This window comes from Leptospira sanjuanensis (assembly GCF_022267375.1).
Lineage (GTDB): Bacteria > Spirochaetota > Leptospiria > Leptospirales > Leptospiraceae > Leptospira > Leptospira sanjuanensis.
In genome coordinates this window covers 2327479-2344171 of record NZ_JAIZBH010000001.1, presented here as the reverse complement: position 1 = coordinate 2344171, position 16693 = coordinate 2327479, and the positions used below count along the sequence as shown (strand labels likewise).

Annotated in this window: 13 protein-coding genes; 9 read left to right on the top strand and 4 right to left on the bottom strand. The window is 46.8% G+C overall.

Annotated features, from left to right (window positions below; all coding sequences use genetic code 11):
- Nucleotides 1-169: 169 nt before the first annotated feature.
- On the top strand, nt 170-1060 hold the full coding sequence (locus tag LFX17_RS10535; protein ID WP_238730211.1) for an alpha/beta fold hydrolase: 891 nt from the start codon (nt 170-172) through the stop codon (nt 1058-1060).
- Between the two features lie 197 nt (nt 1061-1257).
- On the opposite strand, the gene LFX17_RS10530 is transcribed toward LFX17_RS10535, so the two are convergent.
- Both LFX17_RS10530 and LFX17_RS10525 read right to left on the bottom strand, forming a co-directional pair.
- Nucleotides 1258-2115, bottom strand: coding sequence for a sterol desaturase family protein (locus tag LFX17_RS10530; RefSeq protein WP_238746551.1), 858 nt, complete (start codon nt 2113-2115; stop codon nt 1258-1260).
- A gap of 103 nt (nt 2116-2218) precedes the next feature.
- Nucleotides 2219-3346, bottom strand: a complete 1128-nt coding sequence (locus LFX17_RS10525) for an AraC family transcriptional regulator (RefSeq protein ID WP_238746549.1) — start codon at nt 3344-3346, stop codon at nt 2219-2221.
- A gap of 300 nt (nt 3347-3646) precedes the next feature.
- Here LFX17_RS10525 and LFX17_RS10520 point away from each other — a divergent pair, with 300 nt between their 5' ends.
- A complete protein-coding gene (locus tag LFX17_RS10520) occupies nt 3647-4099 on the top strand; it encodes a hypothetical protein (protein ID WP_238730208.1) in 453 nt (150 codons plus the stop codon).
- 70 nt (nt 4100-4169) lie between these two features.
- On the opposite strand, the gene LFX17_RS10515 is transcribed toward LFX17_RS10520, so the two are convergent.
- A complete protein-coding gene (locus LFX17_RS10515; protein ID WP_238730207.1) occupies nt 4170-4556 on the bottom strand; it encodes a DUF302 domain-containing protein in 387 nt (128 codons plus the stop codon).
- A 304-nt stretch (nt 4557-4860) separates the two neighbouring features.
- Between LFX17_RS10515 and LFX17_RS10510 the strand changes: the two genes are divergently transcribed.
- Nucleotides 4861-5115 (top strand): hypothetical protein, encoded by a 255-nt coding sequence (locus LFX17_RS10510; protein ID WP_238730206.1) that lies wholly within the window; start codon nt 4861-4863, stop codon nt 5113-5115.
- Nucleotides 5116-5436: 321 nt separating this feature from the next.
- Here LFX17_RS10510 and LFX17_RS10505 read toward each other — a convergent pair whose 3' ends face one another.
- Complete coding sequence (locus LFX17_RS10505; protein ID WP_238730205.1) at nt 5437-6198, bottom strand: exodeoxyribonuclease III; 762 nt, start codon at nt 6196-6198, stop codon at nt 5437-5439.
- A 101-nt stretch (nt 6199-6299) separates the two neighbouring features.
- On the opposite strand from LFX17_RS10505, the gene hisD reads away from it, so the two are divergent.
- The 6 genes from hisD to LFX17_RS10475 are packed head-to-tail and all read left to right on the top strand — an operon-like array spanning nt 6300 to nt 16693.
- Nucleotides 6300-7580, top strand: a complete 1281-nt coding sequence (gene hisD / locus LFX17_RS10500; protein ID WP_238746547.1) for a histidinol dehydrogenase — start codon at nt 6300-6302, stop codon at nt 7578-7580.
- A gap of 15 nt (nt 7581-7595) precedes the next feature.
- The gene (panC, locus tag LFX17_RS10495) at nt 7596-8453 is read left to right on the top strand and encodes a pantoate--beta-alanine ligase (RefSeq protein WP_238730203.1); all 858 of its coding nucleotides are present in this window, start codon (nt 7596-7598) and stop codon (nt 8451-8453) included.
- The gene (gene mfd, locus LFX17_RS10490; RefSeq protein WP_238746545.1) at nt 8450-12028 is read left to right on the top strand and encodes a transcription-repair coupling factor; all 3579 of its coding nucleotides are present in this window, start codon (nt 8450-8452) and stop codon (nt 12026-12028) included. Before panC ends, mfd begins: the two co-directional genes overlap by 4 nt.
- 47 nt (nt 12029-12075) lie before the next feature.
- Nucleotides 12076-12807 carry a lipoprotein LipL31 gene (locus LFX17_RS10485; protein WP_118955832.1) on the top strand — a complete coding sequence of 244 codons (732 nt, stop codon included), beginning with the start codon at nt 12076-12078 and terminating at the stop codon, nt 12805-12807.
- Between the two features lie 6 nt (nt 12808-12813).
- Nucleotides 12814-13662, top strand: coding sequence for an undecaprenyl-diphosphate phosphatase (locus LFX17_RS10480; protein WP_238730201.1), 849 nt, complete (start codon nt 12814-12816; stop codon nt 13660-13662).
- Nucleotides 13663-13702: 40 nt separating this feature from the next.
- Nucleotides 13703-16693, top strand: a complete 2991-nt coding sequence (locus LFX17_RS10475) for an LPS-assembly protein LptD (protein WP_238746543.1) — start codon at nt 13703-13705, stop codon at nt 16691-16693.

The following is a 16693-nucleotide window of genomic DNA, read 5'->3' as shown; positions in this document are numbered from 1 at the left end:
GCCGACCGATTGAAGAAGCCGGTTCAACCTCGATACGCGGAATGCTCGTTCACGAGCGGACAAAAACCGCAAAACGATTTCCGTTGACATCTGCTTTCAAAACCCGAATGTAGTCCCTCACGGAAACGTTAGACGCCGCGGTTCACAGCGCGAAACATCGAGGAATTTCATGTCGGAAATCGAAACATCTTCCCTAAAAAACGGAGAAAGAGAATACAAATATTTGAGTTTAGGGAAGGGAAAAAATCTGATCTTTTTCTTTCACGGATTTCCGGACGACGCCGGTTCCATGAAGGAACTGATGGAATTCTTTTCCAAAAAGGATTTTACGTGCGTCGCTCCGTATATGCGCGGTTATTCTCCCGGTTCCAGCGTTCCGTTTTCGACGACCGTAAGCATTGCGGAACTCGCGGGAGATTTGAAGTTTATCGTCGAATCGCTCAAGGCAAAACACAAACCCGGACAAACGATCGTGGTCGGTCACGATTGGGGCGCGATCGCTTCGTATGCGTTCGCCAATCTTTCTCCGGGATCGATCGACGCGTTAGTCGCTCTTTCGGTTCCTCCGCTTCCCACATATCTTAAAAATCTGGCGTCGTATCCTTCTCAGATCGTACGAAGCTGGTATATTCTGTTCTTCCAACTTCGCGCCGGTATTCCTGAATCCGCATTGTTGAAAAACGATCTCTTGCGCCGACTTTGGGAGGATTGGAGTCCGGGTTGGAAAATTCCGGAGGATCGGTTTCGGGAAGTTTCCGCGAATTTAAAGATTCCGGAACACCTGACGACCGCTCTCGGATATTACCGGGGACTTTTGACCCCGGGGAATTTCGGTCTTTGGAATTCGAGTCGAGAATTGGTGTTTCATAAAATTTCCGTTCCGACCTTGGTTCTTGCGGGAGAAAAAGACGAATGTATTTCTCCTTCGGTTTATAAAGGATTGGAATCGGAATTTTTTTCCCGTGTTTTATTTAAGACGATTCCGAAGGCGGGACATTTTCTTCCTTTGGAAGCGGCCGGAACGGTGGCTAACGAAATCGCCTCTTTTCTAAAATTATAAAAAACGAATATTCTAGAAACGGGAAACCGTCAGAGCGAGAAAACCCGTTCCGAAAAAACGGATGAATTCTTCCGAAGCGGAAGTATGTTTTATCGTAAATCGGCGATTTGTTCGGATCGTAAACATAAAAAAGCCGCGCCTTTGCGGGTCGCGGCAAGATGTGTTTCGTAAGTTTGAGTCGGTTGAATGCGGTTTGTTTAACCTTCCGCCGGAGTTTCCGACCACTGAATCTTCGGATTGGACGTCGTTCCTTTTTCGGAACGTTTGTCCGCGAGCGATTCGAAGTAATCTTCGTAATACGGAAAGTTCGTTCCCATCACGCGATCCCAAAAGTTGAAGTAAAGGCTGTAGTTTCCGTGAAACTTTTGGTGGTGCAGGTTGTGATGTGTGGAAGTGTTGATCCACTTTAAGATCGGATGTCTCGTCCAGTTTTTCGGAAAAAACTCGTACCCCAGATGCCACCAGATGTTTAGAATCATCGCGTAGAATGTGTGAAAGAGAAGGACGTGAAAGTGGATCGGAATGAAAAGAACAAAAAACACGATGTAAATTCCTTCCAAGAAAGCTTCCAGAAAATGAAAGTGATACGCTGCGATGGGAGAAGGGTTCACCGATTGGTGATGCACCGAATGAACCTTGGAATACACTTTTTTATGGTGCATAAACCGGTGCGCCCAGTAAAACCAGGTTTCGTGCCAGATCGTAATCAATACAAAGGAAAGAATCATATACGGAATTCCGCCGTGAGCCGAGTAGTCGCCGAAATACACGTTGTTCGGAATCAAACCCATTCTCGCGCTTACGATGTTCGTAGTCGCGATGATCGTGAAAACGAAAAGGGTAACCGCGGATTGTTTGAATTCGTTTTTGATCTTATCCATTTTCGGATAAACCGATTGGATTCGGAAACGGTGAAAGAAATTCTTCTTCCAAACGTAAAGGATCAAAAAGGCCAAACCCGCGATCGGGTAATAACGCACGACGTTCATTGAAAATTGAAAGAGTCCGATTTTTTGGACGCAATCTAAAACTAACTCACACTGAACTGGATTCATGAAAGAATCTCCTCGATTGACTTAGGATTAGTTTACGGTTTTTTTCGAATCAAATCGTCCGACTTGGTCGAAACGGTCGGAAAAAAACGACCTGACTTATCAATCAGGTCTTAGAATTTCCTTTTTTTCGAAATTCGGTCGGACTCAAACCGGATTCTTTGCGAAACGCGTCGTTGAACGAGGATTTGGACTGAAATCCGACCTGATACGCGATCGAAAGAACCGTATCTTTCGGAGAATGAAGGAGGAGAAGTTTCGCTTCCGCGATTCGATATCCGTTCACAAGTTGGAAAAAACTTCGTTTTAAGTGGAGATTCAAGTATTCCGAAAGCTGGTGGGAAGAAATTCCCAGTTCTTCGGCGAGCCTCGCGAGTCCGAGATTCTCTTCTTTGTAAATTTTTTTCTCCCCCATAAGAATGTTCAGATTCCGTTCCAAGGATTTCAGATCCACCGATCCGAGTTGCGTGGTTTTGTATTTCCGTTCTTCCTCGACGATCTTTTTAACCGCACTGAAAATTTCGGGATGGCTCTGGCGCATGATGTAGATTCCGCACAAAAGAATTCCGATCAAAATGGAGGAAATTTCCAAACGAACGACTCCGGTTTGCTGGATGCTCGTGGATAAACCCAATGCGGAGGAAGAAACCGCGACCGCGAGAATGAAAAGAATTAAACGGATTTCGGGACGAGTATAAAGAGTGGTCCAACGGATTCTTTGAATCAGATTCCAACTGATGTTCAAAAGATAACCGAGAAGGGTAATCGACATGATCGCGATTCCAAGGCGGATATCCCAGGAAAAATGGCCTTCCACGGATTGCCGCAAACACTCGAGTTTGTATTCTTCCGAGGAAAGATAAAACGGAGTCAAAAGAACGAGAATTCCTAAAAACGGGATCAGATCCATCCAACGAAAGAGGGGAATCGTATTCTCTTCTTCCCAAAGATTGGAAATGTAAGAACGCAAAAGCGGACCGAACAAAACCGCCAGAGGCAGATGAACCGCGTACAGATGCGGGACGAATCGGATGTTTTTGCTGATCAAAAGATACGCGTGCACTTGAAAGATGAACACGGCGCCGAATAAAATCAAAAGAATCCGGTTTCTTCTTCCTTTGAGAGCGAGAGGAATTTCACCCAACACGAACAGAAGAGAAAGCGCCGACGTAAAACCGACAAAGCCGGAAAGAACGGAATTGGTGTCTGGATCTCCGGGTAAAATAGCAAGCATGGATCTTTTTCGTAGGATAACTCAGGTATTTCCGATGGAAAGCAAAACTAATCGTTTCGGGCTATAAAAAGAGCGGTCGATTCGACCGACAATGGAACCGAACCGGTTTGGAACCGGATCGAAAGAAGTGTTCTACTTTGTTGGTTTTGGGTTCAAATCGATTAAGTTTAAAAAGAAGCGAAAGAATGAAAAAAAGAAAGAATTCAGTTGTTTTTGAAAGAATGGATCCGTTGGGAAATGCAATCGTTGGACAAACTTTGTTTTATTGTTGCGTCGCACAACGTCTAATAGGAAAAGATAATGGGACAAAATAATGTTCTCTTCTCCTTAGAAGGGAGGCGTCAAATGCTCGAAAAAATGATCGAAGATTTCAAGGATTCCGTAAAGGAATCGGTTAAATCCGTTCGCATCCCCTTGGAAGTTCATAGTAAAACAGGTAATTATTCCGCGGAAATCGGCGGCTGGGAAGGCACGTCCATGAGCCTCAATCTCGGACGTTTCAATCCTGACAGCGTCGGGGAATCCGCAACCTTAGAAGTAAGAATTCCTTTTTGGAAAGATCCGATTTTATTGCACGGGACGATTACCGAAAAGAAAATCGTCCGTTCCAAGTCTCAAGAAAGAATTACGGATAATGTGCTTTTGTTCGAATCGGATGCGATCGGACTGGTTAAAAAATTCTTACCGAAATTTCCCGTGGATCTCAAAGATTGGAAGATCGAGATCCCCGAGTTTCCCAAAAAAGCGGGATAAGCAAACGAGTCGAAAAAGGACGCAATCGGGCGTCCTTTTTTTTTCGATCGGCGACGAATCGGAAAAGGATTCAATTTTTTGAATTTTCGATGATCGTTATTAGATCGTCCTCGACTTGTTTTGCGGTTTCCGAAAGTTTCCGAGAATCCGAAAAAAGACCTAACAAAGAAGTCGGTTTGATCATTCCGATTTTTGTTTTTCCCCTTTCGGAATAAACGGAGATTCGACACGGAAGCACAAGATTCATTTCCATATCCTCGCTTAGAACCTGGTTCGCTTTGTGAGGATTGCAGACTTCCAAAATCCTGCATTCTTCCGCGAAATCCACTCCCTTCTTTTTCATCGTCTCCTTTAGATTGTGGATGTGGAGAACTCCGTATTTTCGTTCGATGACCTCTTTTTCCAAATCCCGAACGCATTCTTCTACGGACTTTTTTGATTCTACGATGTATTTCATTTTTTCCTCCGTTTCTTAGGATTCGAATATCAGAATTGCTGCATATCATTCTTCCGACTTGATTTTTTAGAGTTCGTTTCCTTGATAAATGTCAATTCGAGCCGAAGGGGTTTTGGCGATTTCGACATTGACATTCTTTCTTTTTCAAGGCATATTTAGGTTCCGTGCTTCCTCTCCGATCCTCCTTCTCACGACGTAACTCGTGAATCCATCTCGCGATTCGGAAACGTTTTGGGACGGACCGGAGGGGCGGGTGCGGGCTTCTTCCGGTTTTTCAATCCAACCTTTTTATCAGGAGAATCCTATGAAACGTTTTTTGATTTTGTGTTCGTTGCTTGTTGCGGTTTGGGGTCTTTCGGCGCAACGATCCGGGGGCGGCGGTCCGGGAATGGGTCAAAAAGGAAGTCCTTGTTTTGAGGATCGTGAAAAATTCTGTAAGGACGTCGATCGAAGAAGAGGGGCGGTACGTGATTGTCTTCTCAAAAATGAAGCCCAACTTTCCGCCGGATGCAAAGATCATTTGAACCGCACGAAGGACCGTCCTCGTAGAAATAGATAGTGGAAGATCCGATCCGTTTTAAAAACCGGAGGGTGAGCTTTGTCGTACTGCTTCGATTTGTAGGAGTTCCCACGGCGTGCTTTCGTTCCGGGCATTTCCGAAATTTTTGGTTGTTGTGGTAGTTCCTACATTTCTGCGGACGGATCCGTTTTTTTTTCGTTTCGTATGAGTTCCCACAGCATTTTCAGTTTCGAATACTTCGGAAATTTTCGAATCTTGTGGTAGTTCCTACATTTTCCCAAATCGTTCGGATGATCCGCATGATTCAAAGGTTCCGACAAAATCCGCGGATTTCCCTTGACGACGCTCCAATCCTTTCCGTTAAAGCTGAATTTCGAATTCAAGAGGAGCGTGATCGGAAAGAGGTTTGTCCCTGTAGATGGAATGACTTTTGACGTTCTTTTTCAATTCTTCCGTAACAAAGAAATAGTCGATTCTCCATCCCTTGTTTTTGGCGCGGGCTCCGGCGCGAAACGTCCACCACGAATATTCCTGTTTGTCCGGATTCAAATAACGAAACGTATCCACCCAGCCTTGCTTTAAAAATCCGCTCAGCCATTCTCTTTCTTCGGGTAAGAACCCGCTGCTCTTCGCGTTGCCTTTCGGATCGTGAATGTCCTGCGGAGTATGGGCGATGTTCACGTCTCCGCAAACGATGATGTTCGGTTGTTTTTTTCTGCGTTTGGCGGCTTCTTTTTGAAAGAGGTCCAAGAATTTCATCTTCGCGTTTTGACGCACGTCACCCGTCGTTCCGGAAGGGAAGTATAAGTTCCACAAAGCGAAGTCCGGATATTCGAGATAGATGCTTCTTCCTTCTTTATCGAAAAAAGAATCCCCGATTCCGAGAGTGATCTTTTGCGGAGGTTTTTTAAAAAGAATCGCGACTCCGCTGTAACCTTTCTTTTCCGCGCTGTTAAAGACCGGAGTATAACCCAATTCTTCCCAAAAAGGGGAAACCTGTTCCTGCATGGCCTTCGTTTCTTGAAACGAGATGAAGTCGGGTTTTGTAGCTTGAATGTAATCGGCCAATCCTTTTTCCAAGGAAGAACGGATTCCGTTGCAATTGAGGGAGATGAGTTTCATAGGCAAATCGTAAACTGAACGAATTCTTCTGACGGGCAATTGTTTTTTCCAGAAATTTCAGATGCAGGAACAGTTCTTTCGGAAATCCTGGTTTTTGAGAGATGTCGATTCCAATTCTACAAGTCAGTTTAAAGGATCGTACGATTTTGGACCCGGTATTAAAACGGGCCCGAGAAGATCTGAGTTCCACGTTGAACCTCGTAAAACCGATCATCGAGGACGTCCAAAAACGAGGGGACGCGGCTCTTCGAGATTATACGCGTAAGTTCGACGGAACGGTTCCCGATTCTTTCGTTTTGGAACTCTCTTCCCTTCATCCTAAGATCGATTCCGATCTGGAGAATGCCCTTCAAAAGGCCGCTGAAAACATCCAGGCCTTTCATAAGATTCAAATTCCGGAAGACAAAGAAATCACGGTTCACGGCAATCGATTGGGAATTCGTCATACTCCCGTGGAATCGGTTTCCGTTTACGCTCCCGGCGGAAAGGCTTTGTATCCTTCCACGATTTTGATGGGAGTGATTCCCGCAAAACTCGCCGGCGTAAAAAACATTCAGATCGTTACTCCTCCGCAACAAGGCGGATTACCGGACGGGCTGATCGCCGCCGCCAAGATCGCCGGCGCGGATCGAATCATCTTAGCGGGGGGCGCGCAAGGAATCGCGGCCGTCGCATACGGAACCGAAACGATTCCCGCTTCCGAGTTCGTCATCGGACCGGGAAGTAAGTTCGTGACTGCGGCGAAAGTTTTTTTAAGCGGACAAGGAGTGATCGGAATCGATTCTCCCGCAGGTCCGAGCGAGGTTTTAGTCATCGCGGACGATTCCGCAAATCCTACCTGGGTCGCCGCCGATCTTTTATCGCAAGCCGAACACGGAGAAGATTCTGTCGCGATTCTTTGCACCGATTCTTTATCTTTGGCGCAAAAAGTCGCCGAAGAAGTGGAGAAGGCCCTGCACGAACGTCCGAAACGCGGCGAAATGAAACGGAAGTCCATCGAAGACAACGGAAAAATATTCGTGTTTCCTAATTTAGAAGAATGTTTTTCGTTTTCCGATCTTTTTGCGCCCGAACACCTCGAAATCCAAACCAAGAATTACCGGGAGGATCTGAAAAAAATCCGTCACGCCGGTTCCGTCTTTTTGGGCAATTATTCTCCGGTGGCGATGGGGGATTATATCAGCGGAACCAATCACATCCTTCCGACCGCGGGCGCCGCGAGAATTTATTCCTCTCTCGGAGTTGCGACGTTTTTGAAACGCGTGACCTGGCAGGAAGTGTCGCGGGATTCTTTGAAGGATTTGTATCCGCACGTGAAGGTTCTTTCCGAGTTCGAAGGTTTGGACGAAGAACACGGAACCTCCGTAAAAATTAGAACTTGATTGTATTCAAAATTTATGATTCTCTGTAAAACCCCAGAAGAAGTTTCCGCACAAGTCCTCCGATGGAAGGCAGAAGGATTGACGGTCGGTTTCGTTCCCACGATGGGATTTCTCCACGAAGGACACGCGACCTTGTTCGACGAATCGGTTTCCAAAGCCGATAAAACCGTCGTTTCGATTTTCGTAAATCCCGCTCAGTTCAACGATCCCGAGGATTACGCGAAATATCCGATCAATACGGAAGGAGATCTCAAACTCTGCGAATCGAAAAAAGTGGATCTCGTGTTTTTGCCCGATCAGGAAACGATGTATCCCGGAGGAATTCCGGACGTACTCTTGCAGATTCCTCATTTGATGAAAAACTTATGCGCGGTTTCGAGGCCCGGTCATTTCGAAGGAGTTCTTCTCGTGATTTCGAGACTCTTTCATTTCGTGCAGCCGAACCTCGCGTTTTTCGGCAAAAAGGATTATCAGCAATATCTGCTCATCCGCGAGTTCTGCAAAACGCTCGCGTTCCCCGTCGAAGTGATCGGTTGCGACACAATCCGCTCGGACAAAGGTCTTGCGCTCAGTTCCCGAAACGCGCGGCTCAGCGAGGGAGAAAAGGAAGAATCCCTCTTGATTTCAAGGGCGTTGAAACTCGGTGAAACCCAGATTCTTTCCGGAATGAAAGATCCCGTTCTGGTGCGAGACATCATGAAGGACGTTTTGGATTCTTCCTCCAAGATCCGTTTGGATTATTTGGAAGTTTTGAATGCGGATACTCTGGAACCTTTGGAAACCTTGGAAGGAAATATTCTGCTCGCGGTTGCCGTGTTTCTCGGTCCCGTACGTTTGATCGACAACGTAACTCTGAGTGTCGCGTCCGCATGAAAGATCTTTTACGGATCATCGGGAAGGAATTATTTTCTCAGTTCGAACCTTCCGCGGGTTCGAAAACGAAAGTCGCGTCGAAGGCGAAAGCAGGTTCTAAAAAGGAATCCGAAATTTCGGGAGTCGACGGTTCGGCTTCGGCAAAAAGCGCCTCCGTAAAAGCCCGATCTTCCGATACGGCGGAGAATTCTTCCGTGGATCTTTCGGTTGCGGGTAACGTGTATTCGGTCGTTGCGGGAAGTCATTCCATACTAGCTTCTTCCTTATTTCAAAAAATCCATCGTACGATCGTGGTCGTTTCCGAAAACAATACCGCCGCCGAGTTTTTATACAGGGAATCCTTGAGTTTTCTTCCCGCATCCGATCTGATTTATCTTCCGGGTCAGGAAGTCCTTCCGTACGAATATCTTCGTTATCCCGCCGAGATGAAACGAGAACGTATCAAAGCGATCGCCAAAATTTTGAGCGGAGAACCGGCGCTCATCTTTACTTCCGTAGCCGGTTTTTTAAAAACGCTTCCTCCCGTGCAAACGATGCAGGGAAGAGCGATCACTCTTGAGAAGGGAAAAGAGATCGATCTCGAAACTCTTCACATCGGGCTTATCGATCTCGGTTATAAACGCGCGGACGTTTGTGAAACCTTCGGCGAGTTCAGTCTCAAAGGCGGTATTTTGGATATTTATTCTTCGTATTCGCAGGAACCCGTGCGAATCGATTTGTTCGGAGAGGAGATCGAATCGATTCGAACCTTCGATCCGGACACGCAGAGATCCGTCGCGGATCTGAACAAAGCGATCCTCCTTCCCGCGGACGAATATATTCTTTCGGACGGACAAAAAAAAGAATATCAGAATCTTCTAAAGTCCGCCGATCCGTCCCTGCATCTTCCCGAAATTCCGGAAGCCAACTACGGAATCTATTACGAAGAACTCGTTCCATTGGTACGGGAGAATCACGGAATTCTTTCCTACTTTCCCCAACCTCCGGTGATCCTCTTTCCGTCGCCGAACTCCGTGAAGGAAAGATTGCTTCACCTCGAACGGGAATACGTTTCCTTGTTCGAAAAACGTTCTAAGGAAATTCTTTGCGCGCCTCCCGAAAATCTTTTGTCCTTCGGAGAAGAACGCCGCGTTCTTTCGGAATCGATCGGTTTATCGTTCATCGGCCTTCCTCCTCGAAACGGAAACGATCTCGTTTCTCCTTTGAAGGAAGCTCCCGCGTTCAAAGGCAAGATCCGGGAAGTCCGCGAAAAGATCGCGGAACTCCGTAACGAAGGCGGTTGGAAGATCGTTTTGACCTCTTCCTTCGAAGCGCAGACAAAACGTCTTCAGGGTCTTTTCGAAAAGGAAGGGATCGTTTTGTTAAACGAAGACTCGACCGAACCAGTTCCGTTTCATCTGGAAAAACACAAGTCGGACGCGTTTCTCGTGTTGTCCGAACTCAGAAACGGGTTTCTATTCGAACATCAGAAAATTCTAATTCTTTCCGAAAACGACATTTTCGGCCGGGAATACAAACGTAAAACCCGTTTTAAAAAACAGAACAGCAAGGCTCTTCAGAGTTTTATCGACTTAAAGGAAGGGGATTACGTTGTTCATATCAACCACGGGGTCGGGAAGTTCTTAAAAATCGAGCGGACCAACGCGGGCGGTAAGGAAAGGGACTTTCTCAAACTGGAATACGCGGGCGGAGATTCTCTCTTCGTTCCCTTGGATCAGATTTCTTTGGTGCAACGTTATATCGGCGGAACGGAATCCCCGCGTCTCGACAGTCTCGGTAAAAGCACTTGGAAAAAAACCAAGGACCGGGTTCAAAAGGCTGTCGAGGCTCTTGCGGAAGATCTCGTGCAGATGTATTCCAATCGTTTGAAACTTCAGGGGTACGCATTTCCGCCCGACACGATTTATCAGGAAGAATTCGAAGCGGAGTTCGAATACGAGGAAACTCCCGATCAGATCGACGCGATCGAAGCGGTCAAACGGGATCTGGAATCTCCGAGGCCGATGGATCGTCTCGTATGCGGCGACGTTGGTTACGGAAAAACCGAGGTCGCGATCCGCGCGGCGTTCAAGGTCGCGATGGCGGGCCGTCAGATCATGATGCTCGCGCCCACCACGATTTTAGCATTACAACATTATAATACGTTCAAAAGCCGTTTCGAAAACTATCCCCTTCGCGTGGAGCTCGTTTCCCGATTCAAAACCGCCGCCGAAACACGGGACATTCTTTCCGACTTCAGCCTCGGAAAAATCGATATGGTCATCGGAACACACGCCATTCTTTCCTCCAAACTCAAACCGAAAAATCTGGGTTTGCTCATCATCGACGAGGAACAAAGATTCGGGGTCAATCACAAGGAAGCGATCAAGAAGTTCAAAAACCTCGTCGACGTTTTGACTTTGACCGCGACTCCGATTCCCAGAACCCTCCACATGGCTTTGACGGGAATCCGCGAACTTTCCATCATCGCGACTCCGCCTAAGAACCGTCAGTCGGTCGAAACCTACGTTCTTGAGGAGGACGAGGATCTGATTGCGGACGCGATCCGAAACGAGATCCAAAGGGACGGTCAGGTTTTTTATCTCTACAACCGCGTCGAAACGATCGAACAGGAAACCAAATATCTGAACGAAATCGTTCCCGAGGTTTCGATCGGAGTTCTGCATGGACAAATGACGGAGGATGAAATCGAAGAAACCCTTCTCGATTTTTACAACCGCAAATACGACATTTTGGTTACGACGACGATCATCGAATCGGGAATCGATATGCCGAACGTGAATACTCTGTTCGTAAAACGCGCGGATCTCTTCGGTTTATCGCAGCTCTATCAGATTCGGGGAAGAGTGGGACGAAGCGACCGCAAAGCCTTCGCGTATATGCTTCTTCCCAAGGATCGAATCGTAACCGAACAAGCCGAAAAACGTCTGAACACGATCTACGAATATCAGGAGTTAGGTTCCGGCTTTAAGGTCGCTATGCGGGATCTCGAGATCCGAGGTGCGGGAAATCTTCTCGGAAAGGAACAATCCGGCGACATCATGGAAGTAGGATTCGATCTTTACGTTCGTATGCTCGAAGATGCGATCGCGAGAATCAAAGGAGAAGAAGTCGCCGTGGAAGTGCGGACGTCCGTGACGCTCAATACGAACTTCTTTCTTCCGGAAACATACATCGGCGATACAAGACAGAAGATCGAATTCTATAAAAAGTTCGAAGGCGCAAGGGACCTCGAAGAGATCGACGAAGTAACCGAAGAGATGACGGATCGTTTCGGCGAACCTCCCGAAGATGCAAAAACCTTTATCCTTTTGGAAAAGATCCGAACCCTCGCATCCAATTTGGGTTTCGAGTCCGTTACGGAGATGAAGGACGAAATTAAGATGAAGTCCGGTTCTTATTTCCGTGGAGATAACGTGAAAATCATCCAGTTGATTTCCGCGAGAACCGGTCTGACTCTGAATCCGAGAGAGCCGAACGTGCTGATTTTTCAGACTGGAAAAAAATCCGAAAAGGAAAAACTCGATACTTTGATCTTTCTCCTTTCGTCAATGCTTCCTTCCAAAAAAGTATAGACGATCCGACCCCGAATCCTATCCTTTGCACAGGAACCGAAAGTCCGATGAAAAAAAACATACTTCTTATTTTTATTACTCTTTTGACGGCCGCTTTTGCGGGCTGCGGAGACAACTCCGAAGTGATTGAAACACTCGACGGAAACAAAATCACCGTAAACAGTTTTGAAGATACTTACAACGTTGCCATCGACGCAATGAGCCGCGTGCAAAACATCGAGAAAGAAAATCTTCTCGAGTTCATCTCCAAGGACATCAACGAAGTTCCGGAGCAGATGAGGGCCCTGAACTATCAGTTCCAAAAAAAGAATTTTTACGATCAGTATAGAGATATGATGATCACAACGATCGCAGCCGAAAAAGACGGTTTCACCAAACGCGACGACATCAAAAAGATTCTCAAGTTTCAAGAGATGCAGATCGTTTCTCAATTGTATGTGATGCACCTCGTGGAAAGCAAAATCAAGATCTCCGAAGAAGAAGCGATGGAAGAATGTCAAAAACTCCGCGCGAAAGAACCGCAAATCGGTTCTCTTCCGATCGATCGTTGTATTCTTTTCGCAAGAGCGAAGTTGAAAAAAGACAAGTCTCAGGAAATTCTTCCTAAGGTTCTCGAAAGAATCAAAGAACAAGTTTCGATCAAACACAATGACAAGTTCGATCTGGAAGCGTTCTTAAAAAGAAAAATCGGAGCGAGCGCGACCGATAAGAAAGAAGAAGCTCCTGCTACCGGGACTGAAGCTCCGAAAACGGAAACTCCGAAAACGACCGGACAGTAAACTCCCTTGAATCATTATCTGAACGCCTTTCTGAGAAGCATCATTGAGGCGATCACCGAATTTCTACCGGTGTCCTCCACGGGACACCTGTTCTTATTCAGTTCCTTCTTTCCGTTTAGCGGAGAGCATTTCGGAATCGAGTTCGACGACCTTTTCGATATTTTCATCCAAAGCGGTGCGATTCTTTCGGTTCTGTTTTTGTATCGCGCCCGATTTTCCTCCCATATCGTTTCTTCGTTTCGTTATATTACGAAACAAGATTCCGATTCGGAAGGATTTCATTTCGTACTTCAGATTTTGATCGGTGCGTTTCCGATCATGGTCGCCGGTTTTGCCGCAAAGAAATTTCTGGATACGATCAAAGCGAGACCGGATCTTTTATCGATTCTCGCGGGAGCTTGGATCTTCGGAGGAATTTTGATTCTCGTGGCCGAATGGTTCTTTCACAAAAGACAAGGAAGCAGTGAGCGCAAACCGGTCGGTTTTAAGGATGCGATCCTGATCGGAATCTTTCAATGTATGGCTCTTGTTCCCGGGATGTCCCGTTCCGCGGCGACGATCATCACAGCGCGCTTTTTAGGAAAAGATACGAAGAGCAGCGCGGAGTTCTCCTTTTTTCTTGCGGTTCCCGTTTTGCTTGCCGCGGGAATTTATAAACTGTATAAGTACCGTTCCATTTTAAACGGAGATACGATTCCCGTTTTGGCGTTCGGTTTTCTAATTTCCTTTCTTCTTTGCACCTTGGTGATCCGTTGGTTTTTGCGTTATCTGCAAAAACATTCGTTTAGCGCTTTCGGGGTTTACAGAATTCTATTGGGGGTCGGCGTTCTCGTTTTCACTCAATTTATGAGATGAAAATTGAATTCACGAGAATAATCTGACACCGGTACTCGGAATGCGCCTCCGTATAACTCTAATTCTGTTTTTGATGTTGCTCGGGGCGCCGATCTTTGCGCAGACGGAAGAACAGATGCTCCGGTTTATCACGGGCGGGGCGGGAACTCCGGAACAAGGCCCTTCTTCTTCTCTCGGAGACGATAAGAAACTCGCGATCCTGAGAGCCAAGAACCGACTTCTCGGTAAGTCCATCGATACGCTTCCGGACAGGGAAGTGGACGATCTTTTATTATCCCTCGGTTTAACAAGAGACGGTTCGCTGTTCAGCAGAAGAAAACGTCTTCGCGCGGCTTTGGAAGAATCCCTTCCCGTTGCCGCGGATCCGTTGTCGGCGTTGCCTCAACAGAAAAAAGCGCTTCCGATTTCGATCGAAAACGCGTCGGAAGGAGAACTTCTCCAGGTGGATAAGAATAAGTCGGGCGTTCTTGTTTTACGAGGCCGAGTTCGTCTGAAACTCCGTTCCGGCTCGATCGAAGCCGAAACGATCACCGTGGACAGCGAACGTCAGGAGATCTACGCGGAAGGCGGAATTATCTACAAAGACGGTCGTGCGATCGTGGAAGGGGATAAGTTCATCTATGATTTCCGTTTGGAAAAAGGGGTCGTGTATAAAACGAAGGGAACGTTTGCGCCGGCTCACTTTATCGGAGAAAAACTGAAGAAGCTGGACGACAAACGTTACGCTTTGGAGATGGGATACTTTACGATTTGTAACGCGGAAAAACCCCATTATTCCTTTAAGGTAAACCGTCTTTATATCTACGACGATAAAACCGTAATGGCGACGAACGTGCGTTACCAGGTCGGAGGTACGACCGTTCTCTGGCTTCCTTTTCTTTACAACAGCAACTTAGGAAACGGATGGATCACCCAAGCCGGTAAGAACAATACGCAAGGTTTGTTCCTGCAGAACTCCTATCAGTGGTCCGTTATGCCTTCCTTTGCATTCGCACCGATGGGTTACAAGGTCCGTGCCGATTTTTACGAAAAGACCGGACAAGCGTTTCACTTGGAAATGTGGAAACAAAGTCCGGCGTTGAATTATTTGATCGATGTCGCTTATGCGAATCATAGAAATTATCAGATCTCCGGTGCGTACGAGGATCGGTTTCACAACTTCGGAATCGGAACGACCGCGGTAACCAATCAAGTGGACAAAGGAGCGTTGTTTTCCGCTGATCCAAACGCACCTCTTCGCCGAATCGGGCAGGACACGGAACCTTGGTGGAAAGGAAGAATCATGTTGAATTCCAAATTCCACAACACGGAAAAAGACGTTACGCGAAACCTCAGTTTTCAATACGAGAATTACTCCAACAGACTTTTTGAATACGAATACGGAAACCGATACGAACCCGCGAACACTCTTCAGTCGCTTTATACCGCGAGAAACGTTCGCCTCGGTTTTATCCGAAACACTCTCGAATGGAAGTTCGATTACACCGAAAACCGGGGCGATCTTTCCATCAACGTGGGAATGAAGCGGAACCTTCTGTATTACATTCTCAATCCGGCGGATAAGTCCGGATATTTTCCGACCGTGGACGTATTGCCTACGACTACGATCCGAAACTCTTCCGAAATCGGAAGGATTCCGTATTTCAACTCGGCCGTGTATTGGGACGTATATTTGAATAACATGATTCTCAGATATTACGGCGTTCCCACGCGCGAGAATCTGCAGATCCCGACTTTAGACGGTTCGTATCAGGATCCTTGGGGAAATTACAGGGAGAACGTTTTACGGACTCAATATTTCACGCAGGGTGAATCTGGTTTACGAACCACTCTCAACCTAGGAAGTTATCTTACCTTTACTCCGAACACGTTTATCGGAGCGAAAAAACAATCCGCGACGAGCCGAAACAACGCGGCCGTCACGGGAGTTACGGATAATTCGTTCACTTCTCTCGAACGTTATCTCGCTCGCGAATCGTACGAATACGTACGAACTTCCTCCAACCTGCGGTTCGGGATTCCATTGATCTTTTTTAATGCGACGTACCGAAAACTCGAAGCGTATAAACCGGAACTGCAGGACCCGATTCTCGCCAAAACGAGACAACACGAACTCGAACTTTCTTTGGAAAGTTACGCTCTGGAGAATTTCGAAATCTCGATCCGCACGATCCGCGACCTTCGGAACTTTTCTCCGGAATACAAACCGCAGCCTACGGACGCGGAACGCTGGTATTTTACGGTGGCGCGTTTTTCCGGTTACTTCGACTTCTTGGACGGGTTTCGACCGAAACGAGCCTCTCTCTTAGAAAAGAAAAGAAGCTTTTACTCCGGACTTTTCATCAACAACGACTACGTTCACCACAATCCGAAAGCGAAACCTCTTTCCAACAGCTTTACCGCTTCGTACAAGATGGGGGGATTTACGCTTCCGTTCATTCGTTTGATCCGGGAATTGGAACTCGGGGGAACCTGGTATCACGTGTACAACAGTCCCATCTTGGACGGTTATCGCGTGTTCGTTAAGGCGAATGTGGATTTTACCAGACATTTGGGAATCGAAGCGGAACTCGATTCGAGGGTTAGTCAACCTTGGAGATATACGAATCAGGTTGGAAATACGTACGATACGTTCTATTATGGAAACGATCCGACTACTTCGGTAGCATCGATCAACTTGGATCGGACCAATTTGCAAAGGGATTTGATCGACGGAACCGGGGTCAACGGAAACGGAGCGAGACAGAACACGGCGCTCAATATCAACCGTTTTATGGGGACGATCAAATACAATCTTCATACGGCGAACTTCCGTCTCGGTTACAGCATGGATTTGCGTGCGGTTCCGGGAGGAAGAACGGACGGACTTGTTTCCTTTTACGATCAGTCTGTGTTCTTTTCGATTTCAATCACCGACTTCTCTTTGGGTCAACAGGATTCTTCGGAACTGACAAGAGTCCGTCTGTTCCGTTTCAGAAAACGTCCGTTCCAAGCCGGAGACCGCGCTGGAATCACATCGGAGAACCCTTGA

What these genes read in the sequence shown, in the direction of transcription:
- LFX17_RS10515 (WP_238730207.1), bottom strand. Translation starts at nt 4,556, where the DNA reads ATGAAATACATCGTAGAATCAAAAAAGTCCGTAGAAGAATGCGTTCGG.
- LFX17_RS10530 (WP_238746551.1), bottom strand. Translation starts at nt 2,115, where the DNA reads ATGAATCCAGTTCAGTGTGAGTTAGTTTTAGATTGCGTCCAAAAAATC.
- LFX17_RS10525 (WP_238746549.1), bottom strand. Translation starts at nt 3,346, where the DNA reads ATGCTTGCTATTTTACCCGGAGATCCAGACACCAATTCCGTTCTTTCC.
- hisD (WP_238746547.1), top strand. Translation starts at nt 6,300, where the DNA reads ATGTCGATTCCAATTCTACAAGTCAGTTTAAAGGATCGTACGATTTTG.
- panC (WP_238730203.1), top strand. Translation starts at nt 7,596, where the DNA reads ATGATTCTCTGTAAAACCCCAGAAGAAGTTTCCGCACAAGTCCTCCGA.
- LFX17_RS10475 (WP_238746543.1), top strand. Translation starts at nt 13,703, where the DNA reads ATGCGCCTCCGTATAACTCTAATTCTGTTTTTGATGTTGCTCGGGGCG.
- LFX17_RS10510 (WP_238730206.1), top strand. Translation starts at nt 4,861, where the DNA reads ATGAAACGTTTTTTGATTTTGTGTTCGTTGCTTGTTGCGGTTTGGGGT.
- LFX17_RS10535 (WP_238730211.1), top strand. Translation starts at nt 170, where the DNA reads ATGTCGGAAATCGAAACATCTTCCCTAAAAAACGGAGAAAGAGAATAC.
- LFX17_RS10520 (WP_238730208.1), top strand. Translation starts at nt 3,647, where the DNA reads ATGGGACAAAATAATGTTCTCTTCTCCTTAGAAGGGAGGCGTCAAATG.
- LFX17_RS10505 (WP_238730205.1), bottom strand. Translation starts at nt 6,198, where the DNA reads ATGAAACTCATCTCCCTCAATTGCAACGGAATCCGTTCTTCCTTGGAA.
- mfd (WP_238746545.1), top strand. Translation starts at nt 8,450, where the DNA reads ATGAAAGATCTTTTACGGATCATCGGGAAGGAATTATTTTCTCAGTTC.
- LFX17_RS10485 (WP_118955832.1), top strand. Translation starts at nt 12,076, where the DNA reads ATGAAAAAAAACATACTTCTTATTTTTATTACTCTTTTGACGGCCGCT.